Here is a 26880-nt window from a genome sequence, read left to right as displayed (position 1 = left end):
GCATTTCCTGACCCTTAGGTCAGAAAAGAATTGACCGAAAAGTCAGACATGACTAGATTCGGCCCAACCAGCGGTTAACAACAATAAAACGAGTCTGCGAGGCCTTCCGTGATCCAGTTTTTACTCAACCAGGAACTCCGCCGTGAGCACGCCCTGGACCCCAACCTGACCGTGCTCGATTACCTGCGCGAACACTTGGGCAAATCCGGTACCAAAGAAGGCTGCGCCAGCGGCGATTGCGGCGCGTGCACAGTGGTGGTGGGCGAGCTGCACACCCAGGCCGATGGCCGCGAGCGGATCCGCTATCGCAGCCTCAACTCGTGCCTGACGTTCGTTTCGTCCCTGCACGGCAAACAGCTCATCAGCGTCGAAGACCTCAAGCACCAGGGCCAGTTGCACAGCGTCCAGCAAGCCATGGTCGATTGCCACGGCTCGCAGTGCGGCTTCTGCACGCCGGGCTTTGTGATGTCGCTGTTCGCCCTGCAAAAAAACAGCTGCGCGCCCGACCGCCACCAGGCCCACGAAGCCCTGGCCGGCAACCTGTGCCGCTGCACCGGGTATCGGCCGATCCTCGCGGCCGCCGAGCAGGCCTGTTGCGCCCGGCAGCCCGATCAGTTCGACGCGCAAGAAGCCCAGACCATCGCCCGCCTCAAGGCCATCGCGCCCACCGAAACCGGCGAGCTCAACTGCGGCGACAAACGTTGCCTGGTGCCCCTGACCGTTGCCGACCTGGCCGACCTCTACGACGCCTACCCGCAAGCGCGCCTGCTGGCCGGCGGCACCGACCTGGCCCTGGAAGTGACGCAGTTGCACCGCACCCTGGCGGTAATGATCTACGTCGGCAACATCGCCGAGCTCAAGCGCATCGAAGACTTCGATGATCGCCTGGAAATCGGCGCCGCCACCGCCCTCTCCGACTGCTACGCGGCTCTCAAGGCCCAGTACCCGGACTTCGGCGAACTGCTGCAACGCTTTGCCTCGCTGCAAATCCGCAACCAGGGCACCCTGGGCGGCAACATCGGCAACGCCTCGCCCATCGGCGACTCGCCGCCCCTGCTGATCGCCCTCGGCGCGCAGATCGTTCTGTGCAAGGGCAACACCCGGCGCACCCTGGCGCTGGAGGATTACTTCATCGACTACCGCGTCACCGCCCGCCAGGACAGCGAGTTCATCGAGAAGATCATCGTGCCCAAGGCCAATGCCGCCCAGGCGTTCCGCGCCTACAAGGTGTCCAAGCGCCTGGACGACGACATCTCGGCGGTGTGCGCCGCGTTCAACCTGCGCATCGAACAGGGTGTGGTGGCCGATGCCCGCGTCGCCTTCGGCGGCATGGCGGCCACCCCGAAACGGGCCACGGCCTGCGAGGCGGCGCTGCGGGGCGCGACCTGGAATGCCGCTACCGTGGAGAAGGCCTGTGCGGCCCTGGGCGAGGATTTCACCCCGCTCTCGGATTTTCGCGCCAGCAAGGAGTACCGCCTGCTCAGCGCGCAAAACCTACTGCGCAAGTACTTCGTCGAACTGCAAACACCGCACATCGAAACCCGGGTGACCGCTTATGTCTAACCATCACGCAGTGGAAAAAACCCAGGCCGAACTGGCCGAGCTGTTCGCCCAGGACCTGACCACAGGCGTAGGCCGCAGCGTCAAGCACGACAGCGCGGCCAAGCACGTCAGCGGCGAAGCGCAGTACATCGACGATCGCCTGGAATTCCCCAACCAGTTGCACCTCTATGCACGGCTGTCGGACCGCGCCCATGCGCGCATCCTGCGCATCGACACGGCGCCGTGCTACGCCATTGAGGGCGTGCGCATCGTCATCACCCACCAGGACATTCCCGGCCTCAAGGACATCGGCCCGCTGTTGCCGGGCGATCCGTTGCTGGCCATCGATGACGTGCAGTTCGTCGGCCAACCGGTACTCGCGGTGGCTGCCCACAACCTCGACACCGCACGCCGCGCCGCCATGGCGGCGATCATCGAATACGAAGACCTGGAGCCAGTGCTGGACGTAGTCGAGGCCCTGCGCAAGCGCCATTTCGTCCTCGACAGCCACACCCACCAACGCGGCGACTCGGCCACAGCCCTGGCCGGCGCCGAGCACCGCATCCAGGGCAACCTGCACATCGGCGGGCAGGAACACTTCTACCTGGAGACGCAGATTTCCTCGGTGATGCCCACCGAAGACGGCGGCATGATCGTCTACTGCTCCACCCAGAACCCCACCGAGGTGCAGAAACTGGTGGCCGAGGTGCTGGATGTGCCGATGAACCACATCGTCGTCGATATGCGCCGCATGGGCGGTGGCTTTGGCGGCAAGGAAACCCAGGCCGCCAGCCCCGCGTGCCTGTGCGCGGTGGTCGCGCGCCTGACCGGCCAACCGACAAAAATGCGCCTGCCACGGGTCGAAGACATGCTCATGACCGGCAAGCGCCACCCCTTCTATATCGAGTACGACGTGGGCTTTGACAGCCGCGGGCGCCTGCACGGTATAGCCCTGGAGCTGGCCGGCAACTGCGGTTGCTCGCCGGACCTGTCGGCCTCGATTGTCGACCGCGCCATGTTCCACGCCGACAACGCCTACTACCTGGGCGACGCCACCATCAACGGCCACCGTTGCAAGACCAACACCGCCTCCAACACCGCGTACCGCGGCTTCGGCGGCCCCCAGGGCATGGTCGCCATCGAGGAAGTGATGGACGCCATCGCCCGGCACCTGGGCCTCGACCCATTGGCGGTGCGCAAGGCCAACTACTACGGCAAAACCGAGCGCAACGTCACCCACTACTACCAAACCGTCGAGCACAACATGCTCGAGGAGATGACCGCGCAACTGGAAGACAGCAGCCAGTACGCCGAGCGCCGCGAAACCATCCGCCGCTACAACGCCCACAGTCCGATCCTGAAAAAAGGCCTGGCGCTGACGCCGGTGAAGTTCGGCATTTCCTTCACCGCCAGTTTCCTCAACCAGGCCGGTGCCTTGATCCACATCTACACCGACGGCAGCATCCACCTCAACCACGGCGGCACCGAGATGGGCCAGGGCCTGAACATCAAGGTCGCGCAGGTGGTGGCCGAGGTGTTCCAGGTGGAAACCGACCGGGTGCAGATCACCGCCACCAACACCGACAAGGTGCCCAACACCTCGCCCACCGCCGCCTCCAGCGGCGCCGACCTCAACGGCAAGGCCGCGCAGAACGCCGCCCAAATCATCAAGCAACGCCTGGTGGAGTTCGCCGCGCGCAAGTACGCGGTCAGCGAAGAAGACGTGCAGTTCCACAACGGCCACGTGCGGGTGCGCGACCACATCCTGAGCTTCGAGGCCCTGGTGCAGCAGGCGTATTTCGCCCAGGTGTCGTTGTCGAGCACCGGGTTCTACAAAACCCCGAAGATCTACTACGACCGCAGCCAGGCGCGCGGCCGGCCGTTCTACTACTTCGCCTACGGCGCGGCGTGCTGCGAGGTGATCGTCGACACCCTGACCGGCGAGTACAAAATGCTGCGCACCGACATCCTCCACGACGTCGGCGCCTCGCTGAACCCGGCTATCGACATCGGCCAAGTCGAGGGCGGCTTCATCCAGGGCATGGGTTGGCTGACCATGGAAGAGCTGGTGTGGAACGCCAAGGGCAAGCTGATGACCAGCGGCCCGGCCAGCTACAAGATCCCGGCCGTGGCCGACATGCCTCTGGATTTACGCGTGCACCTGGTGGAAAACCGCAAAAACCCGGAAGACACCGTGTTCCACTCCAAAGCCGTGGGCGAGCCGCCGTTCATGCTCGGCATCGCGGCCTGGTGCGCCATCAAGGATGCCGTGGCCAGCCTGGGCGACTACAAACAGCAACCGAAGATCGACGCCCCGGCCACCCCGGAGCGGGTGTTGTGGGGCTGCGAGCAGATGCGCCGGTTGCCGGTAGCGCCAGCGGTGGCGGTGGCGGCTGAAGGTGAGCGGGCTTCGCTTTAGCACCGGGGGCTGCCATCGCGGGCGGGCCCGCTCCCACAGTGTTTTGTGGTGCCCACGCAAATCCTGTGGGAACGGGCCTGCTCGCGATGAGGCCACAACAGACAACAACGATGCCGAGGTGAACATGTACAACTGGATCAGCGCCCTCGCCGACCTGCAACACCAGGGCGAGCCCTGCGTGTTGGTGACCATCATCGAAGAACTAGGCTCCACGCCGCGCAATGCCGGCTCGAAAATGGTCGTCAGTGCCACCCAGAGCTTCGACACCATCGGTGGCGGGCACCTGGAATTCAAGGCCCTGCACATCGCCCGCGACATGCTCGCCAGCGGCAAGCAGGGCACCCACCTGGAGCGCTTCAGCCTCGGCGCCAGCCTGGGCCAGTGCTGCGGCGGCGTCACCGTGCTGCTGTTCGAGCCCATGGGCCAGGTGCAAGCGCAAATCGCCGTGTTCGGCGCCGGCCATGTCGGCCGCGCCCTGGTGCCGCTGCTGGCGAGCCTGCCGTGCCGGGTACGCTGGATCGATTCGCGCGAGCAGGAATTCCCCGCGCTGATCCCTGCCGGCGTGCGTAAAATCGTCGCCGAAGAACCGCTGGACGAAATCGACCACCTGCCCGCCGGCAGCTACTGCATCGTCATGACCCACAACCATCAGTTGGACCTGGAACTCACCGCCGCCCTGCTCAAGCGCAACGACTTCACCTACTTCGGCCTGATCGGCTCCAAGACCAAACGGGTCAAGTTCGAGCATCGCCTGCGTGAGCGCGGTTTCGACACCAGCACCTTGCAGCGCATGCGCTGCCCGATGGGCATCGGCGAAGTCAAAGGCAAATTGCCTGTGGAAATCGCCATCTCCATCGCCGGCGAAATCATCGCCACCTATAACGCCAGTTTCGGCCAGCACACCGAGCGCGCCGAACCCATCGCCAAACTGCTGCCGGCCTCGCGCCGCAGCCAAGCCAGCCATTGAGACGACCATGCCTTCGACCCGCAAAGCCTACCGCGCCGCCCTCCTGCACAGCATCGCCGACCCCGCCCAGGTGGGGGTCGAGGCCTCCTACGAGTACTTCGAGGACGGCTTACTGGTGATCGAAAACGGCCAAATCAGCGCCATCGGCGCGGCCAGCGACCTGTTGCCGGGCCTGAGCGCCGAGGTGCCGATCCAGCACTACCCCGACGCGCTGATTACCCCCGGCCTGATCGACACCCACATCCACCTGCCGCAAACCGGCATGGTCGGCGCCTACGGCGAACAACTGCTGGACTGGCTCAACACCTACACCTTCCCGTGCGAGAGCCAGTTCGCCGACAAGGCCCACGCCGATGAAGTGGCGGATATTTTCATCAAGGAACTGCTGCGCAACGGCACCACCACCGCCCTGGTGTTCGCCAGCGTGCACCCGCAATCGGTGAACTCGTTCTTCGAAGCCGCCGAGCAACTGGACCTGCGCATGATCGCCGGCAAGGTGATGATGGACCGCAACGCCCCGGACTACCTGACCGACACCCCGGAGTCGGGCTACGCCGACAGCAAGGCGCTGATCGAGCGCTGGCACGGCAAGGGCCGCTTGCATTACGCCGTCACCCCGCGTTTCGCCCCCACCAGCACCCCGGAACAACTGACCCTGGCCGGCAAACTGCTGGGCGAGTACCCCGACCTCTACATGCAGACCCACATCAGCGAAAACCTGCAAGAGATCGCGTGGGTCAAGGAACTGTTCCCCGAGCGCAAGGGTTACCTGGACGTCTACGACCATTACCAGTTACTCGGCGAGCGTTCGGTGTTCGCCCACGGCGTGCACCTGTGCGACGACGAATGCGCACGCCTGGCCGAGACCGGCTCGGCGGTGGCCTTCTGCCCGACCTCGAACTTCTTCCTCGGCAGCGGCCTGTTCAACCTGCCCATGGCCGAGAAGCACAACCTCAACGTCGGCCTGGGCACAGACGTGGGCGGCGGCACCAGTTTCTCCCTGCTGCACACCCTCAACGAGGCTTACAAGGTCATGCAGTTGCAGGGCGCGCGCCTGAGCCCATTCAAGTCGCTGTACCTGGCCACCCTGGGCGGCGCTCGGGCCCTGCGCCTGGAAGACAAGATCGGCACCCTGCAACCGGGCACCGACGCCGACTTCCTGGTGCTCGACTACAACGCCACGCCGCTGCTCAGCTACCGCCTCAAACAGTCGAAGAACATCGCCGAAACGCTGTTCGTGCTGATGACCCTGGGAGATGACCGCACCGTACTGCAAACCTATGCAGCGGGCAGACTGGTGCATCAGCGCTAGGTTCTGCGGGCAAAAAAATCCCCCGCGACGCTGAGTTGCGGGGGATTTTTTGTGGCCAGGGAGATCGCTATCACCCCCACAAGGAATTCACCGAACTCTGTGGGAGCGAGCCTGCTCGCGATGGCCGCACCTGGGTCTATCTACAGCTTGGCGCTCGGCCGCCCCGGTTTCTTGGTTTGCAGCAAGTGCGAGAACACCGCATGCAGGTCATCCGAGGCGCTTTCTTCGTCGAGGTTGAGCTTGCTGTCGATGTGATCCATGTGATGCATCATCAGGCTCACCGCCAGCGTTTCGTCCCGGGCCTCGATGGCGTCAATCAATTGGGTGTGCTCGTCATAGGAGCAGTGCGAGCGGTTGCCGCTTTCGTACTGAGCGATGATGAGCGAGGTCTGCGACACCAGGCTGCGCTGGAAGCTGATAAGCGGCGTGTTCTTGGCCGCCTCGGCCAGTTTCAGGTGGAACTCCCCCGACAGGCGAATACCCGCGCCCCGGTCGCCCCGCGAGAAACTGTCACGCTCGTCGTTGACCATCTGGCGCAACTCGGCCAGTTCCTCGGCCGTGGCGTGCTGCACCGCCAGCTCGGTGATGGCCCGCTCCACCAGGCGCCGGGCGAAGAACACCTGGCGCGCCTCTTCCACACTGGGGCTGGCCACTACCGCGCCACGGTTGGGCCGCAGCAGCACCACCCCTTCATGGGCCAGGCGCGACAGGGCGCGACGGATGATGGTGCGGCTGACCCCGAAAATCTCCCCCAGCGCCTCTTCGCTCAACTTAGTCCCGGGCGCCAGGCGTTGTTCGAGGATGGCCTCGAAGATATGCGCATAGACGATGTCGTCCTGGGTTCCGCTGCGCCCGGCTTTGCCTGCGCGCGGTTGTTTCTTGAGGGGCTGCAACTGTTCGTTCATGGGCACTCGGATCGGGAGAACGGCGGGGGCAAGGACGTTGACTGTAATACGCCACGGTGGGTCGCTGGCAAGTATCGGCTGAAAAACAGCGCACATTGTACACAACCGATAGTGGCAACACGACTGTACGGTCGTTTGCGAACCCGGCTGTATCGCAATAGCCATCGGCGTTTACGTTTAGGCTTGCGTCCTTCCCGCTGCACTTTTTCCCCGGCACAAGGACACCGCGCCATGACTGACGCCACCCACACCAAGCTGCGCCCCCTAGCGGACACTTCCCCCTCCGCCATCGTCGCCGGGTTTATCGCGATGATGACCGGCTACACCAGTTCCCTGGTGCTGATGTTCCAGGCCGGCCAAGCGGCGGGCCTAACCAGCGGGCAGATTTCCTCGTGGATCTGGGCGATTTCCATCGGCATGGCCGTGTGCTCCATTGGCCTGTCGCTGCGTTACCGCACGCCCATCACCATCGCCTGGTCCACCCCCGGCGCGGCGCTGTTGATTACCAGCCTGGGCGGGGTGAGTTACGGCGAAGCCATCGGCGCCTACATCACCTGTGCGGTGCTGGTAACGATCTGCGGCCTGACCGGCAGCTTCGAGCGCCTGGTCAAGCGCATTCCCGCGTCCCTGGCCGCGGCCTTGCTGGCGGGCATCCTGTTCAAGATCGGCAGCGAGATTTTCGTCGCCGCCCAACACCGCACGGCCCTGGTGCTGGGGATGTTCTTCACCTACCTGGTGGTCAAGCGCTTGTCGCCGCGGTACGCGGTGCTGGCGGCGCTGCTGGTCGGCACCGCGCTGTCGGGGTTCATGGGGCTGCTGGACTTCAGCGGTTTTCAGCTGGAAGTGGCGACGCCGGTGTGGACCACGCCGCACTTCTCCCTGGCCGCAACCATCAGCATCGGCATTCCGCTGTTCGTGGTGGCCATGACCTCACAGAACATGCCCGGCGTCGCGGTGCTGCGGGCCGACGGCTACAACGTCCCGGCCTCGCCGCTGATTACCGCCACCGGCGTCGCGTCCTTGCTGTTGGCACCTTTCGGCTCCCACGGGATCAACCTGGCGGCCATCAGCGCAGCGATCTGCACCGGGCCCCACGCCCATGAAGACCACCACAAGCGCTACACGGCGGCGGTCTGGTGCGGTGTGTTCTACGGCATTGCCGGGGTGTTCGGGGCAACGCTGGCCGCGCTCTTCGCCGCGCTGCCCAAGGAGCTGGTGCTGTCGATTGCTGCGCTGGCGCTGTTCGGCTCCATCATCAATGGCCTGAGCATCGCCATGAGCGAAACCAAGGAGCGGGAAGCGGCGCTGATAACCTTTATGGTCACCGCGTCGGGGTTGACGCTGTTTTCCGTCGGTTCGGCGTTCTGGGGGATTGTCGCGGGGGTGTTGACGCTGGTGATTCTCAACGGGCGCAAGGCCTGAACACTTTCTGCAACCCATAAAAAAACGGCGACCCTGGGGTCGCCGTTTTTCTTGAACATCAGGCTACCGGGTTGATCGGCTTTTCCGGGTACCAGACGTCCAGCAGCGGGCTGACTTCAGCGCTGTTGAGCTCGGTGCGCGCCTTGAGCCAGGCTTCGACGGCAGCGCGTTGCTCTTCGCTGACCGAACCACGCTTCTGCAGGCACACCAGACCGTAGTCGTCGCCGCCTACATAGCCCAGGCCGTTGGCTTCCATGGCTTCTTTGAGGAATGCATCGAGGAAAGCGTCAATAGCCTCTTCGGCCAAATCTTCCTTGAAATCCAGGTTCAGCTCGAAACCCAGCTCTTGAAATTCATCAACGCACAGTTTTTTGCGCAGACGCTGGGAACGGTTAGTCGCCATTGGAACAATCCTCATAAGTAATAACGGGCGGCACTTTAGCAGCTTAAGGCCACGATTGCCCGCCTCTCTCGGGACCGCGCCCGACCATCGGTAAAAAAAGAGCGCCGCGACCCTGCCGCGTAGGGCACAACGCGCTATACCTTGGGGCATAATGCCGGCACTTTCGTAACCACTGAGGGATTTTGTCTACACGCCCTCGTTATTTTTTCCCCTCGGCTGTAGGGTTTTATTTCCGATGATTAAGTCTTTTCGTCCATTGTTGCTTGCCAGTTTCCTCCTGCCCCTGGCGCTCGCCCATGCAGCCCCCGTCAACACCAGCCTGTCACCCAAGGTTCAACAAGCCCTCAAAACCAGCAAACTGCAGGACAACGCCCTGTCGCTGGTAATGATCCCGCTCAACGGCCCGGGCACGCCGACCGTGTACAACGCCGATGTCTCGGTCAACCCAGCCTCCACCATGAAACTGGTGACCACCTACGCGGCCCTGGAAATGCTCGGGCCCAACTACCAGTGGAAAACCGAGTTCTACACCGACGGCACCCTGAGCGGCGGCATCCTGCACGGCAACCTGTACCTCAAGGGCGGCGGCGACCCCAAGCTGAACATGGAAAAACTCTGGCTGCTGATGCGCGACCTGCGGGCCAATGGCGTGCAGCAAGTCACCGGCGACCTGGTGCTGGACCGCAATTTCTTCGTGCCGCCGCAATTGCCGCAGTTCAACGATGACGGCAACGACGAGAACAAGCCGTTCCTGGTCAAACCCGACTCCCTGTTGGTCAACCTCAAGGCCCTGCGCTTCGTGGCCCGCAACGATGGCGGCAAGGTGCTGGTTTCGGTTGAACCGCCAATTGCCAGTATCCGCGTCGACAACCAGGTCAAGGCCGTCAACACCAAGCAATGCTCGGGCGAGGTGCGTTACAACCCGGTCACCCAGGCCAACGGCACGGTGACCGTCACGGTCAACGGCCAGTTGAGCGATGGTTGCAGCTCCCAGACCTACCTGTCGTTGCTCGACCACGCCACCTACACCGCTGGCGCCGTGCGCGCGATCTGGCAGGAACTGGGCGGCAGCATCCAGGGCAAGGACCGCCTCGGCGCAGTGCCCAAGGACGCCAAGGTGCTGGCCCGGGCGTTCTCCCCGGACCTGGCCGAAGTGATCCGCGACATCAACAAATACAGCAACAACACCATGGCCCAGCAGTTGTTCCTGAGCCTGGGCGCGCGCTACCGCAACGAGGCCGACGGCGACGACGCCAAGGCCGCCCAACGCGTGGTGCGCCAGTGGCTGGCGAAAAAAGGCATCACCGCGCCGCACCTGGTGATGGAGAACGGCTCGGGGTTATCGCGGGCCGAGCGTGTCAGTGCACGGGAAATGGCGACCTTGCTGCAAGCGGCATGGAGGAGCCCGTACTCGGCGGAGTTCGTCAGTTCGATGCCAATTGCCGGCATGGACGGCACCATGCGCAAGCGCCTCAAACGCACCGCCGTCAGCGGCGAAGCCCACATCAAGACCGGCACCCTGAACACCGTGCGTGCCATCGCCGGTTACAGCCGCGATAACAACGGCAATACCTGGGCCGTGGTGGCGATTCTCAACGACCCGAAACCCTGGGGCGCGGCCTCGGTGCTGGACCAGGTCCTGTTGGACCTGTACCGCCAACCCAAACTCGCCGCCACCGCCTCCGCCCTATAAGCGGCCGTAAAAATCGGTGGGGCGCGGCACTGCTGGAGGGGCGCCGCGCATCCTAGCGCGGGCGAGCCCGCTTGCTACACCAGGGCAGTGAGTCGTCAGGGGAGTTCTTGTTCAACCCGGTCGCGCCCGGCCTGTTTGGCGGCGTAGACCCCGGAGTCAGCGCGCAGCAACAGCGCGTCGGCGCCTTCGCCCTGGCGCCAACTGGCGATGCCGAAACTGGCCGTGACAATCCCCACCTCACCAATCGGCGCACTGCGCAGGCCCTGCCACAGCTCCAGTGCCAAGGCGTAGGCCTGCGGGCCGCTGGTATCGGGGCACAGCACCATGAACTCTTCCCCACCCAGGCGACAGAACACATCGGTGCGGCGCAGGCGCTGGCCGATGCGCTGACACAACGCTTGCAGCACCCCATCGCCCACCGCGTGGCCGTGCACGTCGTTGACCCGTTTGAAGTGGTCGATGTCGAGCATGATGACCGCCAGCGCGCCCATGCCCCGCTCCACACGGGCCATTTCGGTTTTCAGCCGTTCCTGGAAGTAGCGCCGGTTGTAGATGCCGGTCAGGGAGTCGGTCACCGATAACGCCCGCAGCTCTTCCTCGACGCGCTTGAGGTCGGAAATATCCGAGATGTAGCCGTGCCACAGCACCCCGCCGCCCGGTAACTCTTCAGGCGTGGCCTCGCCGCGCACCCAGCGCAAGCCGCGTTCAGGCAGTTGCACGCGGTACTCTTCGCGCCAGGGTTGCAGGGTGTGCGCCGAGAACCGCACCGACGTGCGGATGCGTTCCACATCGGGGCCGTAGATACGTTGGAAAATCGCCTCGGCGTTAGCGTGTAACTGCTCGGGATCAAGCTCGTAGATGTCGCGGATGCCGTCACTGGCGTAGATCACGCTGAACTTGCCGTCCGGCGCCATCATGAATTGGTAGATGCCGCCGGGCACATGGGCGCTGAGTTTTTTCAGCAAGCGATCCTGGGCCGCCAGGGCTTCGTGGACACGCTTGCGTTCGGTCACGTCAATGCAAATGGCCACATGGCCGACCCACAGCCCCTGCTCGTCGAGCACGGGGCCGGCTAGCATGTCCACCGACAGCGGGCTGCCATCGTGGCGCAGCAAGGTCCATTCCACCGCCTCATGGCCGCCCGCCTCACCGCCCTCCACCAGCATCGCCTGGTGCAGCGGGATCGGCTTGCCGTAGCGCTGGCTCAACACCTGCGCCCGCGCCGACAGTTCGGCCCGCACATGCAGGCTCTCCAGGGTCTTGCGCCCCAGCACGTCGCTGCTTTGATAGCCGAGCATGCGCTCGGCGCCGGCGTTGAAGGTGGTCATGATGCCGCGCAGGTCGGTGGCGATGATCGCCACCTGGGTCGCGGCATTGAGCACGCTGCGCAACTGGCTGTGGGCACCGCTCAGTTCCTGCTCGCGCACCCGCAGCTCACGGGTGCGTTGTTCTACCAGGCGTAACGCGCACTGGCGCCGGTTGACCAGCACGTACAGCAGGACGCTGAGTAACAGGCTCAACAAACCGCCGAGCACCACCAGGCTGATAAGCGAAGCATGGTTGGCCTTGAGGAACACCGCGCTGGGGTGGATCTGCACTTGGTAATCGTGATCCGCCAGGTGCAGCACCCGGGTGGCCACCAATGAACTGGCCGGCGGTTGCAGGTCGCTGGTGTAGAGCAGGCTCTGTTCCGGCTCCACCGACAAATCGCGGATGCGCACCGCCAGGTTGTCGTAGCTGGCTTCGGGAAAACCATCGGCCACCAGTTGGCGCATGCTAATCACCGCCATCACAAAGCCGTAGGGCTCGCCGCCCGTGCGGGTGCTGACCGGCGCCACCAGCAGCACACCGCGGGCGTAGGCCGGCTCGACGCCGACCAACTGCATCGGTTGGGAAACCGCTTGGGTGCCCAGAGTGCGCGCCCGCTCCATGGCCGAACGGCGCAGCGGTTGGGACAACAAGTCAAAGCCCAGAGGCGAGCCGAGTACGCTTTGGGTTTGGCTGAACAATACCGGCACGTATTCGGCGCGCTCGGCGGCCGGTTGCAGTTGCCGCTGGGCGTCGATCTCGCGAATGCCAAAACCCTTCAGGCCCTGGTCCTGCACAGCCCGCTCGAACAACTCGCGTTCGGCGGCGCGGATCCGTGGCGCCCAGGAATAAGCCTGGGTACGGCGCAATAAGGGTCCGGCGTAGCCGTCGAATTCTTCGCGGGTAACCGAGTCGGAGTTGATGAAAAACCGCCGCAGGCTGTCCAGGCGTTGCTCCTGGTCCTCGAAGCGCTCCTGGATGCGGCTAAACCGCTCGCCCACCAGCAATTGGAAACGCTGGCGCGACTGGGTTTGATAAAGGTTGAGGGTGGCCCAGGCCAGCAGCCCGGTCAGCACCAGGCCTATAAACAAGGCCACGGCGGCGACCCAGCGGGCCGAAGCGTCTTCACGAATGAAACCGAGTATTTTCGGTTGGGGGCCATGCAACGACATAAGCAGAACTTCCAACGCCAGCGAGTTGGGGCGTCACAGGGGCTTTGATGAAGTTATAGCTATTTGCCATCAATTTGACCAGCACCAAAAGAACCAAGAGCCTTTAAAAAACAAGGCTCTATGGATCCAATCAGCGGTCAACGGGCAGTGATTTTCCAGGCGCGGTGGATCTTGCCGTTACGGGCAAAGTCCGGGTCGAGGGTTTGCGCGGTGATTTCCTCGACGGCATAACGCTGGGTGAGGTTGTCTTCGAGCTCGAACTTGCGGAAGTTGTTGGAGAAGTACAACACCCCGCCCGGCGCCAGGCGTGCCATGGCCAGGTCGATCAACTGCACCTGGTCACGCTGCACGTCGAAGATGCCTTCCATGCGCTTGGAGTTGGAAAAGGTCGGCGGGTCGATGAAGATCAGGTCGAACTCATCGCGGCAGGCCTCCAGCCACACCATCACATCGCCCTGCTCCAAGCGGTTCTTGTCGGAGAAACCGTTGAGCGACAGGTTACGCCGCGCCCAGTCCAGGTAGGTCTTGGACAGGTCAACGCTGGTGGTGCTGCGCGCGCCGCCCTTGGCGGCGTGCACGCTGGCGGTGGCGGTGTAGCAGTAGAGGTTGAGGAAGCGCTTGCCCGCGGCTTCTTTTTGGATGCGCAGGCGCATGGGCCGGTGGTCGAGGAACAGCCCGGTGTCGAGGTAGTCGGTGAGGTTGACCAGCAACTTGACGCCCCCTTCCATCACCTCGGTGAACTGGCCCTGGGCGCTCTGGCGCTCGTACTGCTTGGTGCCGCTCTGGCGCTCGCGGCGTTTGACCACCACGCGGCTCTTGTCGATGTTCAGCGCCTGGGGAATCGCGGCCAGGGCATCGAACATGCGTGCCGAAGCTTTTTGCGGGTCGATGGACTTGGGCGCGACGTACTCCTGGACGTGGACCCAGTCGTGGTACAGGTCGATGGCCATGGAGTATTCGGGCATGTCGGCGTCGTAGATGCGGTAGCAGTCGATACCCTCGCGCTTGACCCACTTGCTCAGTTGCTTGAGGTTTTTCTGCAGGCGATTGGCGAACATCTGCCCGCCCTCGCTCAGGCGCGCCTGCTCAACCACCGGCGCCGGGGCTGGTGCGGGTTTGATCGGGTTGCCGTTCTTGTTGTACTGGCGCTCCTGCGGCTCGGCCGGGGCCTGATCGTAGGCCGCTTGCTCGCGCTCGGCCTGGCGTTGCTCGGGGGTGCGGCGCTCGCCGGTAACGAACTGGTCGGGCAGCACTTTTATCAGCAGCAGCTTGCACGGCAGCGCGCCGTTCCAGAACGAGTACTGTTTGTGGCTGCGGATGCCCATGCGCTTGCCCAGGTCCGGGGCGCCGGTGAACACCGCCGCTTCCCAGTTCAGGCAGGCCTGGCGCAGCCGCTCGCCGAGGTTCTGGTAGAGGTAGAGCAAGCTCGCCTCGTCGCCCAGGCGCTCACCGTAGGGCGGGTTGCAGATCACCAGACCTTTCTGGTTCTGGTCCGGGCGCGGCTCGAAGGTGGCCACTTCGCCCTGGTAAATCTTGATCCACTCGCTCAAACCGGCGCGTTCAACGTTGTTGCGCCCCGGTTGGATCAGCCGTGGGTCGGCCTCGTAGCCGCGAATCCACAGCGGCGGCTTGGCCAGGCCGGCCGCCGCGCGGGCACTGGCTTCTTCGTGGAGTTTTTTCCACAGCGCCGGCACATGCCCCAGCCACGCGGTAAAGCCCCACTGCTCGCGGCGCAGGTTGGGCGCCATATCGGCAGCGATCATCGCCGCTTCCACCAGGAAGGTGCCGACACCGCACATCGGGTCGGCCAGGGCGCCGCCCTCGGCGGCAATGCGCGGCCAGCCCGCACGGATCAGGATCGCGGCAGCGAGGTTTTCCTTGAGCGGCGCGGCGCCCTGCTGCAGGCGATAACCGCGCTGGTGCAGGCTGTGGCCGGACAGGTCGAGGGAGAGGATCGCTTCGCCGCGGTCCAGGCGCAGGTGAATGCGCAGGTCCGGGTTGAGCTTGTCGATGGACGGCCGCTCGCCCGTGGGGGTACGCAGTTTGTCGACAATGGCGTCCTTGACCTTCAAGGCGCCGAAGTGAGTGTTGTCGATGCCCGAACCATGGCCGCTGAACTCCACCGCCAGGGTGCCGTCGCTGAGCATGTGGTCTTGCCACTCGATGTCCAGCACGCCGTGGTAGAGGTCTTCGGCGTCCTTCATCGGGAAGCGCTTGAGCACCAGCAGTACCCGGTTGGCCAGGCGCGACCACAGGCACAGGCGATAAGCCGTTTCCATGTCGGCCATGCCCCGCACGGCGGAGGTGTGCTCGCGTGCGTCTTCAAGGCCAAGCCCGACGGCTTCCTCGATCAGCAGGCCTTCGAGGCCTTTGGGGCAGGTGAGGAAGAGTTCGTAACGATCCGACATGGGTATTCCAGGGCCTTTGGCAATAAGTAAGCGGGCAACGCATTGCCGGCTCGGTTTTCAATCAAGCGCTTTTCTCAAGAAGCGCTCGCGTGGCACGAAACTGTGCCGTCCCACCCCGGCGGCTCGACTAACCAGACGGTTAAAAGAGCTTGAATGCCCGGGCAGATAAAAAATGTGTGCAACAAGATGTCACATCCGGACCCTTCGTCGAATATTGCCGCACCAAAACGGTGGGACATTCGCATCGGAGAATGATCCTCATCATCCAGCGTAAGCCTCATCATAGCGGGGTTTGCCCGAGGGGCGAGCCAAACGCCCTGCGCTACTTATGGCCATAACATCAATATTGTGACGTGCTTATGACAAAACGATCATTCCCAGCATGTGACTCATTGGTTAGAACTCCCTACAGGTTGACGCCGCAATGACGTCAACACCCTGGCTCGCCGCCCGTCGCGAGCCGCCTACGGCAGAAGCCCTCTGCCCGACCTCAAACGAGGTCAACGCTACACCTACAGTCAACAAGTGAGGGAAACACCCTATGAGAAGACTTAAGCGTGATCCGTTGGAAAGAGCATTTTTGCGCGGATATCAATATGGCGTTGGTGGTAAATCCCGTGAGCTTTGCCCCTTTACTCTACCGTCGGTGCGCCAAGCCTGGATCAACGGCTGGCGGGAGGGACGCGGCGACAACTGGGACGGTATGACTGGCACTGCGGGCATCCATAGACTCAACGAACTTCACGCCGTCGGCTAACACAGGGCACTTATTCCGACACCACAATCTGACGACGTACCGCCTTACCATGCACGTCCCATCCGGACGGCGGGCTACGGCCCAGGGGCTCCTTCAAGGAGCCCTTTTTATTGCCCGCGCGCCAGGGTTCAGGCCTTGGGCAATGCGGCGATGGCATCCACCGATTGGCGAATCAGCGCCGGCCCCTTATAGATGAAGCCCGAATACAGCTGCACCAGGCTCGCGCCGGCGGCGATTTTCTCAGCCGCGTGCTTGCCTTCGGTGATGCCGCCCACGGCAATGATCGGCAAGCGCCCGGCCAGCTCCGCGGCCAGCACCTTGACGGTGTGGGTGCTCTTGTCGCGCACCGGGGCGCCGGAGAGGCCGCCAGCCTCGTCACCGAACTCCATGCCTTCGACGCCAACGCGGCTCAGGGTGGTGTTGGTGGCGATCACCGCATCCATGCCGGTTTCGATCAACGCCCGGGCGACTTCGATGGTTTCCTCGTCGCTCATGTCCGGGGCGATCTTGATCGCCAACGGCACCTGCTTGCCGTGCATCTGGGCCAGTTCATCCTTGCGCTGGCGCAGGGCCTGGAGCAGTTGCTTGAGGGAGTCACCAAATTGCAGGCTGCGCAGGCCCGGGGTGTTGGGCGAGCTGACGTTGACCGTCACGTAGCTGGCGTGGGCGTAGACCTTGTTCAAGCAAATCAGGTAGTCGTCCACCGCGCGCTCGACCGGGGTGTCGAAGTTCTTGCCGATATTGATACCCAGGATGCCCCGGTACTTGGCCGCCGCCACGCGGGCCAGCAGGTGATCCACGCCCAGGTTGTTAAAGCCCATGCGGTTGATGATCGCCTCGGCTTCGGGCAGGCGGAAGATCCGCGGCTTGGGGTTGCCCGGTTGCGGGCGCGGGGTGATGGTGCCGATTTCGACAAAGCCAAAACCCAGTTGGGAAAAACCGTCGATAGCCGCGCCGTTCTTGTCCAGGCCTGCGGCCAGGCCCACCGGGTTGGGGAAGTCCAGCCCCATGACGGTCACCGGCATCTTCGCCGGGGCCTTGCACAGCAAGCCGTTGAGGCCCAAACGCCCGCCCGCGCCGATCAGGTCCAGGGACAGATCGTGGGAGGTTTCCGGGGAAAGTTTGAACAACAGCTGACGGGCCAGGGTGTACATGGGCGCGATGGACTCGACGGGCGGCAAAAAGAGGCGGCGATTATAGCCGGGCTAGCCCCTCGCACGCGAGGCATGGGGCGAAATCATCCGGGCATGGCATATGCCTTGCACCGTTCACGCCATCGACACTGGGGCCAAAAACAGCAACAGGGTCGCGCCAGGTTTTTTTGCCCACGCAAATACCCGCGCCGGTCCGAGTCGCGAGCAGGCTCGCTCCCACAGGTTTCAAAGCCTTGGCTGACCGGTTTTATCTCAGTGGCGCTTTTTTATGCACCCTGGCCCTGTATTGGAGCTTACCCATGAATGACTTCCTCCCCGGGCCGCTGGCCTGGGTCAACGGCAGTGACGCGCCGGAAAAAACCACAGTCAACCTGGGGTTCATGGCCCTGAGCGATTGCGCCTCAGTGGTGGTCGCCGCCACCCAGGGCTTCGCCCAACCTTACGGCTTGAGCCTGAACCTCAAGCGCCAAGCCTCCTGGGCCAACCTGCGGGACAACCTGGTCAGCGGCGAACTGGACGCCGCCCACAGCCTCTACGGCCTGATCTACGCCGTGCACCTGGGCATCGGCGGCGTGGCGGCCAACGACATGGCGGTGCTGATGGGCCTGAACCAGAACGGTCAGAGCATCAACCTCTCCCACGGTCTGCAAGGCGCTGGCGTGACCGGTCCTGAGGCGCTGCACCGGCGCGTGCACCAAAGCCGCGCAAAGCTGACCTTCGCCCAGACCTTCCCCACCGGCACCCACGCCATGTGGCTGTATTACTGGCTCGCGAGCCAGGGCATCGACCCGCTGCACGACGTCAAAAGCGTGGTGGTGCCGCCGCCGCAAATGGTCGCCCACCTGCAGGCCGGGCGCATCGACGGCTTCTGCGTGGGCGAGCCCTGGAGCGCCAGCGCGGTACGCCAAGGCTTGGGCTTTACCCTGGCCACCTCGCAGAGCATCTGGCCCGACCACCCGGAAAAAGTCCTGGGCTGCACCCGCGCCTTTGTCGAGCAGTACCCCAATACCGCCCGGGCCCTGGTGATGGCGATCCTCGAAGCCAGCCGCTTTATCGAACAGAGCCCGCAAAACCGCCGCAGCACCGCGCAGTTGCTCAGCGCCCCGCAATACCTCGACGCGCCGCTGGAATGCATCGCCCCGCGCCTGTCGGGCGAGTACACCGATGGCCTGGGCAACAGTTGGCAAGACCCCCACGCCGTGCGTTTTCACGGGGCCGGCGCGGTCAACCTGCCGTACCTGTCCGACGGCATGTGGTTCATGACCCAATTCCGCCGCTGGGGCCTGCTGCGCGACGACCCGGATTACCTGGCCGTGGCCACCCAGGTCCAGCAACTGGCGCTCTACCGCCAAGCCGCGCAGGCCCTGGGCATCGACGCCACGCAAGGGGACATGCGCAGCAGCCAATTGATCGACGGCATCACCTGGAACGGCAGCGACCCGGCCGGCTACGCCCGCGGCTTCAAGCTGCACGCCCTGAGCGACAGCCCCGCCCTTCTCGCCCGCCGCTGACAGGAACCCAGAGCATGTTGCGCATCCTGCTTATCAACGACACCGCGAACAAAGTCGGGCGCCTGAAAGCGGCGCTGGTGGAAGCCGGTTTCGAGGTGCTCGACGAATCGGGCCTGACCATCGACCTGCCCGCCCGCGTCGAAAGCGTGCGCCCCGATGTGGTGCTGATCGACACCCAATCCCCCAGCCGCGACGTGATGGAGCAAGTGGTGCTGGTCAGCCGCGACCAGCCCCGGCCCATCGTGATGTTCACCGACGAACACGACCCGGCGGTGATGCGCCAGGCCATCAAGGCCGGGGTCAGCGCCTATATCGTCGAAGGCATCCTGGCTACGCGCCTGCAACCGATCCTCGACGTCGCCATGGCGCGCTTTGAGAGCGACCAGGCCCTGCGCGCCCAACTCCATGCCCGCGACCAGCAACTGGCCGAACGCAAGCGCATCGAACTGGCCAAGGGCTTGCTGATGAAAATGAAGGACTGCAAGGAAGACGAGGCTTACACCCTGATGCGCCGCCAGGCCATGAGCCGCCAGCAAAAGTTGATTCAGGTGGCCGAACAGATCATCGCCATGAGCGACATGCTCAGCTGACGTGCAAGTTGGCACAAATCTGGCTTAAGCCAACACACAGGTAACCAACGGCGGTTGCCCCACCTACGACAAAGACGTCGCACCCTCCACGGCCAAAGCCACCGGGGTTGCGGCGTTTTTTCGTTCTGGCCCCACCGCACGGGGCCGGTGGTGCGGCCGACAACCGGCGCATCTCGATGACTCCCTCCAAGACTCTCGACCCCTGAGGTGCACGATGAATTCAAGCTTCTGGAAATCCGGCCACACCCCGACCCTGTTCGCGGCGTTTCTCTACTTCGACTTGAGTTTCATGGTCTGGTACCTGCTGGGCCCGTTGGCAGTGCAAATCGCCACCGACCTGCAACTGACCACTCAACAACGGGGCCTGGTGGTGGCCACGCCCATCCTTGCCGGCGCCGTATTGCGCTTCGCCATGGGCCTGCTGGCCGATCGCCTGTCGCCCAAGACGGCCGGCATCATCGGCCAGGTGATCGTTATCTGCGCCCTGTTCGGCGCCTGGAAACTGGGCATCCACAGCTACGAACAAGCGCTGCTACTGGGCCTGTTCCTGGGCATGGCCGGGGCGTCGTTCGCGGTGGCCTTGCCGCTGGCGTCCCAGTGGTATCCGCCACAGCACCAGGGCAAGGCCATGGGCATCGCCGGGGCAGGCAACTCGGGCACCGTGCTGGCGGCGCTGATCGCCCCGGTGCTAGCGGCGGCCTACGGCTGGAGCAATGTGTTCGGCTTTGCCCTGATCCCGCTGGCCCTGACCCTGATCGTGTTCGCCTGGGCCGCGAAAAACGCCCCGCACCGGCCCAAGGCCAAATCCCTGGCCGACTACCTCAAGGCCCTGGGCGACCGCGACACTTGGTGGTTCATGTTTTTCTACAGCGTGACCTTTGGCGGCTTCATTGGGTTGGCCAGCGCCCTGCCCGGCTACTTCAACGACCAGTACGGCCTCAACCCAGTGACCGCCGGCTACTACACCGCCGCATGCGTGTTCGGCGGCAGCCTGATGCGGCCCCTGGGCGGTGCCCTGGCCGACCGCTTTGGCGGCATCCGCACCCTGCTGGGCATGTACAGCGTGGCGGCGGTGTGCATGGCGGCCGTGGGGTTCAACCTGCCCAGTTCCTATGCGGCCCTGGCCCTGTTTGTGTGCACCATGCTCGGCCTCGGTGCGGGTAATGGCGCGGTGTTCCAACTGGTGCCCCAGCGCTTTGCCCGGGAGATCGGCGTCATGACCGGGCTGATCGGCATGGCCGGTGGCATCGGCGGCTTCGCCCTCGCCGCGGGCATGGGCGCGATCAAGCAAAGCAGCGGCAGCTATCAACTGGCCCTGTGGCTGTTCGCCAGCCTCGGCGTGCTGGCGTGGTTCGGCCTGCACGGGGTCAAGCGCCGCTGGAGAACCACCTGGGGCTCGGCGGCCGTGACGGCGGCGCGGGTCTGAGGCGCCCATGAGCCTGCAACTGAGCTTCGCCCAGGCCAGTGCCACCGGCCCGCGGGCGCACAACCAGGACGCCTTGCGCGTGGTCACCCCGGCACCGGCGCTCGCCGCGACCAAGGGTTACCTGGTGGCCCTGGCCGATGGCGTCAGCCAATGCGCCGACGGTGCGCTCGCGGCGCAATCGACCTTGCAGGCCCTGGCCCTGGACTACTACGCCACGCCGCCCACCTGGGCGGTAGCCCAGGCCCTGGAGCGCTTGTTGCTGGCGCAAAACCGCTGGTTGCGCGCCAATGGCGGCGGCCAGCCGTTGCTCACCACCCTCAGCGCCCTGGTGCTGCGCGGCCAGCGTTTCACCCTGGCCCATGTCGGCGATTGCCGGGTGTATCGCTGGCACGCCGATGTCCTGCAACGCCTCACCGAAGATCACGTCTGGGACCAACCGGGCATGCAGCATGTGCTCAAGCGCGCCCTAGGCCTGGACCAGCACCTGGTGCTGGACTTTCTCGACGGCGAACTGCGCGACGGCGAAAGCTTCGTGCTGCTCAGCGACGGCATCTGGGCGACCCTGGGCGATCAAACCATCGCCGCGATCCTGCGCGACCAGCCCGCCCCCGACAGCGCCGTCCGCACCCTGGTCAGCGCCGCACACCTGGCCGGCAGCCAGGACAACGCCAGCGCCTTGCTGGTGCGTATCGAACAGCGCGGCGAAGCCAGCCTCGGCGATGCCCTGCTGCACCAGCAGCAATGGCCCTTGCCGCCCGCCCTCAAACCCGGCCAGTGCTTCGAGGGCTGGCAGGTGCAGGAGCGTTTCGGCCAGAGCCGGCAATCGCTGCTGTACCGGGTGCTCGACGGGCAACAGCAACCCTGGCTGCTCAAGACCCTGCCCGCCCACTTGCACGACGATCCACAGGCCGGGCAGAACCTGTTGGCCGAGGAATGGTTCCTGCGCCGAGTGGCCGGGCGGCACTTCCCCGAGGTGCATGCCGCCACCACGCGCCAACACCTGTATTACGTGATGCGCCATTACCCGGGCGTCACCCTGGCCCAGCTCTTGGCCGACCATGGCCCCCTACCCCTGGCGCAATGGCGCGACCTCGCCGAACGCCTGCTGCGGGCGGTCGGGCTGTTGCACCGCCGGCAAATCCTGCATCGCGATATCAAGCCGCAAAACCTGCTGCTGGGGGACGACGGCGAGCTGCGCCTGCTGGACTTTGGGCTGGCCTATTGCCCGGGGCTGTCGCGGGACGAGCCCCACGCCCTGCCCGGCACCCCCAGCTACATCGCCCCCCAGGCCTTCGACGGCGAAAGCCCCACTGCGCAACATGATCTCTACGCGGTGGGCGTAACCCTCTATCACCTGCTCACCGGGCACTTCCCCTATGGCGAAATCGAAGCTTTTCAACGCCCGCGCTTCGGCGCCTCGGTCAGCGCCAACCGCTACCGCCCGGACCTACCCGACTGGCTCGACCAGTGCCTGGCCCGGGCGGTGAGCGCCGACCCGGCGCGGCGCTTCGAAACCGCTGAACAGTGGCTGTTGCTACTAGAGCAGGGCGAACGCCACAGCCTTAACGTGCGCCCCCGGCCCCTGCTGGAGCGCGAGCCGCTGAAGGTGTGGCGCAGCGTGGCGCTGGTGGCGGTGCTCATCAACCTGGCGCTGCTGGCCATGCTGCTTAGGTAACACGCGGGTTGGCCCGCACTGGGTTGCGCAGCAGCGCCTAAGCGCTGTTGGCAGCGCTACGCACTCCAGCGCGGGCAAGCCCGCTTTCTACAAAGAACCACCTTCATCTTTGGGCAGGCCCGGATGTGTCGCGCCCCCTTCGGAGAACACCATGAACAAACTCAAGTTGGTGATGATCGGCAACGGCATGGCCGGGGTCCGCACCCTGGAGGAACTGCTCAAGCTCGACGCCGGGCTGTACGACATCACCGTGTTCGGCGCCGAACCCCATCCCAACTACAACCGCATCCTGCTGTCGCCGGTGCTGGCCGGCGAGCAGACCTTCGACGAGATCGTGCTCAACGACTTGAGCTGGTATCAAGAACACCGCATCCGCTTGCTGCTCAACCGCACCGTGGTGCGCATCGACCGCGTGCGGCGCCGGGTCATCGCCGACGACGGCACCGAAGCCGAGTACGACCGTTTGCTGATCGCGACCGGCTCTTCGCCCTTTATGCCCGCGCTGCCGGGCAATGACCTGCGCGGCGTGATCGGCTACCGCGACATCGCCGACACCCAGGCCATGATCGCCACCGCCCGCAGCCACACCCATGCCGTGGTCATCGGCGGCGGCTTGCTGGGCCTGGAGGCGGCCAATGGCCTGAAACTGCGCGGCATGCAGGTGACCGTGGTGCACATCGGCCAGTGGTTACTGGAACGGCAACTGGACCGCACCAGCGCCGAACTCCTGCAACAGGCCCTGGAACAGCGCGGCCTGCGCTTTCGCCTGGCAGAACAGACCCAAGCCTTGCTCCCGTCCCGGCAAGAGCCGACGCGGGTCGGCGCGGTGCAATTTGCCAACGGCGAACAAGCGCCCGCCGACCTGGTGGTGATGGCCGCCGGCATCCGCCCCAACATCCAACTGGCGCTGGACTGCGGCCTGCCGTGTGCGCGCGGGATTCTGGTCAGCGACACCCTGCAAACCTTCGACCCGCGCATCTACGCCATCGGCGAATGCGCCAGCCATCGCGGCGTCGCCTACGGCCTAGTGGCGCCGCTGTTCGAGCAGGCGCGGGTCTGCGCCAATCACCTGGCCCGGCTGGGGTTCGCCCGCTACCCCGGCTCCGTCACCGCGGCCAAGCTGAAAGTCACCGGCATCGACTTGTTCTCCTCCGGGGACTTTCTCGGCGCACCCGGCACCCACAGCATCACCCTGCGCGACCCCATCGGCGGCATCTACAAAAAACTGGTGATAAAAGATGACGTGCTGGTCGGCGCCTGCCTGTACGGCGATACCCGCGATGGTGCCTGGTACCGGCAACAGATCAGCGAGCGGCACAACATCGCGGCGATCCGCGATCGGCTGATGTTCGGCGCCACCGCCCAGGACGCCCGCTGATGAGCCTGCACACCACCGCGTCGACCTGTTGCTACTGCGGCGTGGGCTGCGGCGTGTTGATCGAACATGACCACGGCCAAGTGCTGGGGGTGCGCGGCGACCCGGCGCACCCGGCCAACTTCGGCAAGCTGTGCAGCAAGGGGGCAAGCCTACACCTGACCGGCGACCTCGCCGCCCGCGCCCTCTACCCCGAACTACGCCTGGGCAAAGGCCTGGCCCGCGCCCGCACCGACTGGGGCACCGCCCTGGACCACGCCGCTCAGGTATTCGCCGCCACCCTCGCCGAACACGGCCCCGACAGCGTGGCCTTTTACCTGTCCGGGCAACTGCTGACCGAGGACTACTACGCCTTCAACAAACTGGCCCGCGCCCTGGTCGGCACCCACAACATCGACAGCAATTCACGCCTGTGCATGTCCTCGGCCGTGGTCGGCTACAAGCGCAGCCTGGGCGCCGACGCCCCGCCGTGCAGCTACGAAGACCTGGAATGCAGCGACTGCGTGCTGATCGCGGGCAGCAACATGGCCTACGCCCACCCGGTGCTCTTTCGTCGCCTCGAGCAAGCCAAACGCCTGCGCCCGCAAATGAAAGTCATCGTCATCGACCCGCGCCGCACCGACACCTGCGACCTCGCCGACCTGCACCTGGCCATCCTGCCGGGCAGCGACGTGGCGCTGTTCCATGGCCTGCTGCACCTGCTGCTGTGGGAAGGCTGGGCCGACCAGGCCTTTATCGACGCCCACACCGAAGGCCTGGCGGCGCTGAAAACCCTGGTGCACGATTACACCCCGGCGCTGACGGCCCAATTGTGTGGAATCAGCGTCGCGCAACTGCACCAATGCGCGCAGTGGATCGGCACGGCGCCGAGCTTCCTGTCGCTGTGGTGCATGGGCCTGAACCAGTCCACCGCCGGCAGCGCAAAAAACAGCGCGCTCATCAACCTGCACCTAGCCACCGGGCAAATTGGCCGCCCCGGCGCCGGGCCGTTTTCCCTGACCGGCCAACCCAACGCCATGGGCGGGCGGGAGACCGGCAGCCTGTCCAACCTGCTGCCCGGCCACCGTGACGCCGCCAATGCCCAGCACCGCGCCGAAGTCGCCGATTACTGGGGCGTCAGCCATTTACCCGACACCCCAGGGTTGACCGCCATCGAATTGTTCGAGCAGGTGCGCAGCGGCAAGATCAAGGCGCTGTGGATCGCCTGCACCAACCCGGCGCAATCGCTGCCCGACCAAAATGCCGTGCGCGAGGCGTTGCAGGCCTGCCCGTTCGTGGTCCTGCAGGAGGCCTTCCGCACCACGGAAACCGTGCCCTACGCTGACCTACTGCTGCCCGCCGCCACCTGGGGCGAAAAGGAAGGCACGGTGACCAACTCCGAGCGGCGCGTCTCCCTGGTGCGCCAAGCCATTGCCGCCCCCGGCGAAGCACGCGCAGACTGGGCCATCACCGTCGATTTCGCCCGGCGCCTGGAGAAATACCTACGCCCCGGGTTGCCAAGCCTGTTCGACTTCACCCAGGCCAGCCACTTGTTCGATGAATTCAAAGGCCTGACCCGCCACCGCGACCTCGACCTCAGTGGCCTGAGCCACGACCTGCTGGAGCGCATCGGCCCGCAGCAGTGGCCGTTCCCTGAAGGCGCCGTGAGTGGTACACCGCGCTTGTATGGCGATGGCCGCTTTCCTACCGCCAATGCTCGGGCGCGGTTTATCAGCGAACCGTTCGTCGCCGCGTTGGAGCAGCCTGACCGCGATTACCCGTTGACTCTGCTCACCGGCCGCCTACGCGACCAATGGCACGGCATGAGCCGCACCGGCACCGCGGCGCAGTTGTTCGGTCATGTCAGCGAAGCGCTGCTGAGCCTGCATCCCGACGAACTGCGCCGCCAGGGCCTGCAAAGCGGCAACTTGGCGCGGCTGAACAGCCGCCACGGCGAGCTGATCGTTGCAGTACACGAGGACACTGCCGTACGCCCGGGGCAGGCATTCCTGCCCATGCACTGGGGCGATCGCTTCCTCAAGGGCGGTATCAACACCCTCACCCCTTCAGCGTTCGACCCCTTGTCCAAGCAACCGGAACTCAAGCACACAGGTGTGCGCATCAGCCCGGCGGTGCTGCCTTGGGAGCTGTTTGTGCTGATAGAGGGCGATGTGCAGTGGCATTTTGAAGCGCTGCGCCCGCTCTGCGGGGGCCTGGATTACCTCAGCCTCAGCCTCACCGGCCGCGAACGCCCGGCCCTGGTGCTGCGCGGCGCCAACGCCTGCCCAGCCGATCCGCAACTGCTGGCAGCCATTGACCGTCAGCTTGAGCTCCATCAGGGGCCGGTCATGGCTTATGACGACCCGCAACGGGCCATCGGTAAACGGGTACGCATCGAGCAGGGCCGCATCACCGCCGTTCGCCTGGCCGGCGAAATCCGGGCAAGCCACTGGTTACAAGGGCTGTGGCTGGAAGGCCGGGTCGATGCAGCGCTGCAGCGCTGGCTGCTGGCCCCCCTGAGTGCCGCGCCCGGCGCCGAAGCCAGCGACGCCGGAGCGCACAAGGTTTTGTGCAACTGTAAGAACGTCAGCCAACAAGCCGTGTGCACTGGCATCGGCCGTGGCCTCAACCTACAAGGCCTGCAACAGGAACTGGGCTGCGGCACTCAGTGCGGCTCATGCGTACCGGAAATCAAACGCCTGCTCGCCAGCACACTAACGGCGAGCGTAGGAGTGCCCTGACATCCACGCAGGAAGCCGGCCACCGCTTTAAACTGAAGCGTCCGGCTGCCTGACTGATGGCAACGTGGCACGCTAGGAGCCATGAAAACAGCAGGCGTTCATCAAATCGCAGGCAAAGAAA

General features: G+C 64.7%; 17 protein-coding genes and 1 pseudogene. 13 read left to right on the top strand and 5 right to left on the bottom strand.

The annotated features are described in order from the left end of the window. Positions 1-108 precede the first annotated feature (108 nt). From xdhA to guaD, 4 genes are all read left to right on the top strand, one after another. Positions 109-1563 carry a xanthine dehydrogenase small subunit gene (xdhA, locus tag CKW13_RS05560; RefSeq protein ID WP_095107593.1) on the top strand — a complete coding sequence of 485 codons (1455 nt, stop codon included), beginning with the start codon at positions 109-111 and terminating at the stop codon, positions 1561-1563. After that, on the top strand, positions 1556-3961 hold the full coding sequence (gene xdhB / locus CKW13_RS05555) for a xanthine dehydrogenase molybdopterin binding subunit (protein ID WP_095107592.1): 2406 nt from the start codon (positions 1556-1558) through the stop codon (positions 3959-3961). The genes xdhA and xdhB overlap by 8 nt, the downstream gene beginning before the upstream one ends. Positions 3962-4085: 124 nt before the next feature. Continuing rightward, the gene (xdhC, locus tag CKW13_RS05550) at positions 4086-4928 is read left to right on the top strand and encodes a xanthine dehydrogenase accessory protein XdhC (protein WP_095107591.1); all 843 of its coding nucleotides are present in this window, start codon (positions 4086-4088) and stop codon (positions 4926-4928) included. A gap of 7 nt (positions 4929-4935) precedes the next feature. Then, on the top strand, positions 4936-6240 hold the full coding sequence (gene guaD / locus CKW13_RS05545; protein WP_095107590.1) for a guanine deaminase: 1305 nt from the start codon (positions 4936-4938) through the stop codon (positions 6238-6240). A gap of 140 nt (positions 6241-6380) precedes the next feature. On the opposite strand, the gene CKW13_RS05540 is transcribed toward guaD, so the two are convergent. Beyond that, positions 6381-7145, bottom strand: a complete 765-nt coding sequence (locus CKW13_RS05540) for a GntR family transcriptional regulator (protein WP_095107589.1) — start codon at positions 7143-7145, stop codon at positions 6381-6383. Positions 7146-7376: 231 nt separating this feature from the next. Here CKW13_RS05540 and CKW13_RS05535 point away from each other — a divergent pair, with 231 nt between their 5' ends. Then, positions 7377-8567, top strand: a complete 1191-nt coding sequence (locus CKW13_RS05535) for a benzoate/H(+) symporter BenE family transporter (RefSeq protein ID WP_095107588.1) — start codon at positions 7377-7379, stop codon at positions 8565-8567. A 58-nt stretch (positions 8568-8625) separates the two neighbouring features. On the opposite strand, the gene CKW13_RS05530 is transcribed toward CKW13_RS05535, so the two are convergent. Further along, on the bottom strand, positions 8626-8970 hold the full coding sequence (locus tag CKW13_RS05530; RefSeq protein ID WP_095107587.1) for a YggL family protein: 345 nt from the start codon (positions 8968-8970) through the stop codon (positions 8626-8628). Between the two features lie 235 nt (positions 8971-9205). Here CKW13_RS05530 and dacB point away from each other — a divergent pair, with 235 nt between their 5' ends. Further along, complete coding sequence (gene dacB, locus CKW13_RS05525) at positions 9206-10663, top strand: D-alanyl-D-alanine carboxypeptidase/D-alanyl-D-alanine-endopeptidase (RefSeq protein ID WP_095107586.1); 1458 nt, start codon at positions 9206-9208, stop codon at positions 10661-10663. Between the two features lie 95 nt (positions 10664-10758). On the opposite strand, the gene CKW13_RS05520 is transcribed toward dacB, so the two are convergent. Both CKW13_RS05520 and rlmKL read right to left on the bottom strand, forming a co-directional pair. After that, positions 10759-13143 (bottom strand): GGDEF domain-containing protein, encoded by a 2385-nt coding sequence (locus tag CKW13_RS05520; RefSeq protein ID WP_095107585.1) that lies wholly within the window; start codon positions 13141-13143, stop codon positions 10759-10761. 137 nt (positions 13144-13280) lie between these two features. Further along, positions 13281-15551, bottom strand: a complete 2271-nt coding sequence (gene rlmKL, locus CKW13_RS05515; RefSeq protein ID WP_095107584.1) for a bifunctional 23S rRNA (guanine(2069)-N(7))-methyltransferase RlmK/23S rRNA (guanine(2445)-N(2))-methyltransferase RlmL — start codon at positions 15549-15551, stop codon at positions 13281-13283. A 541-nt stretch (positions 15552-16092) separates the two neighbouring features. On the opposite strand from rlmKL, the gene rmf reads away from it, so the two are divergent. Next, complete coding sequence (gene rmf, locus CKW13_RS05505; RefSeq protein ID WP_003223300.1) at positions 16093-16308, top strand: ribosome modulation factor; 216 nt, start codon at positions 16093-16095, stop codon at positions 16306-16308. 128 nt (positions 16309-16436) lie between these two features. Here rmf and CKW13_RS05500 read toward each other — a convergent pair whose 3' ends face one another. After that, positions 16437-17462: a quinone-dependent dihydroorotate dehydrogenase gene (locus CKW13_RS05500; RefSeq protein ID WP_095107583.1), complete on the bottom strand. Its 1026-nt coding sequence runs from the start codon at positions 17460-17462 to the stop codon at positions 16437-16439. A gap of 299 nt (positions 17463-17761) precedes the next feature. Between CKW13_RS05500 and CKW13_RS05495 the strand changes: the two genes are divergently transcribed. The 6 genes and pseudogenes from CKW13_RS05495 to CKW13_RS05470 all read left to right on the top strand — a co-directional run bounded on the left by CKW13_RS05495 (position 17762) and on the right by CKW13_RS05470 (position 26759). Beyond that, entirely contained in the window at positions 17762-18973 is a 1212-nt protein-coding gene (locus CKW13_RS05495; RefSeq protein WP_095107582.1) for a CmpA/NrtA family ABC transporter substrate-binding protein, read from the top strand. 14 nt (positions 18974-18987) lie between these two features. Continuing rightward, entirely contained in the window at positions 18988-19563 is a 576-nt protein-coding gene (locus tag CKW13_RS05490; protein ID WP_095107581.1) for an ANTAR domain-containing response regulator, read from the top strand. Positions 19564-19777: 214 nt separating this feature from the next. Then, positions 19778-20989, top strand: coding sequence for a NarK/NasA family nitrate transporter (locus CKW13_RS05485; protein WP_095107580.1), 1212 nt, complete (start codon positions 19778-19780; stop codon positions 20987-20989). Positions 20990-20996: 7 nt separating this feature from the next. Then, the gene (locus CKW13_RS05480) at positions 20997-22664 is read left to right on the top strand and encodes a bifunctional protein-serine/threonine kinase/phosphatase (RefSeq protein WP_095107579.1); all 1668 of its coding nucleotides are present in this window, start codon (positions 20997-20999) and stop codon (positions 22662-22664) included. A gap of 151 nt (positions 22665-22815) precedes the next feature. Continuing rightward, positions 22816-24027 (top strand): annotated as a pseudogene (locus tag CKW13_RS05475) (NAD(P)/FAD-dependent oxidoreductase); the annotation flags it as partial. A gap of 14 nt (positions 24028-24041) precedes the next feature. Continuing rightward, positions 24042-26759, top strand: coding sequence for a nitrate reductase (locus CKW13_RS05470; protein ID WP_095107577.1), 2718 nt, complete (start codon positions 24042-24044; stop codon positions 26757-26759). The last annotated feature ends 121 nt before the right edge of the window (positions 26760-26880 follow it).

Source organism: Pseudomonas sp. Irchel 3E20, assembly GCF_900187645.1.
GTDB lineage: Bacteria > Pseudomonadota > Gammaproteobacteria > Pseudomonadales > Pseudomonadaceae > Aquipseudomonas.
This window is presented reverse-complemented; position numbering and strand designations above follow the sequence as displayed.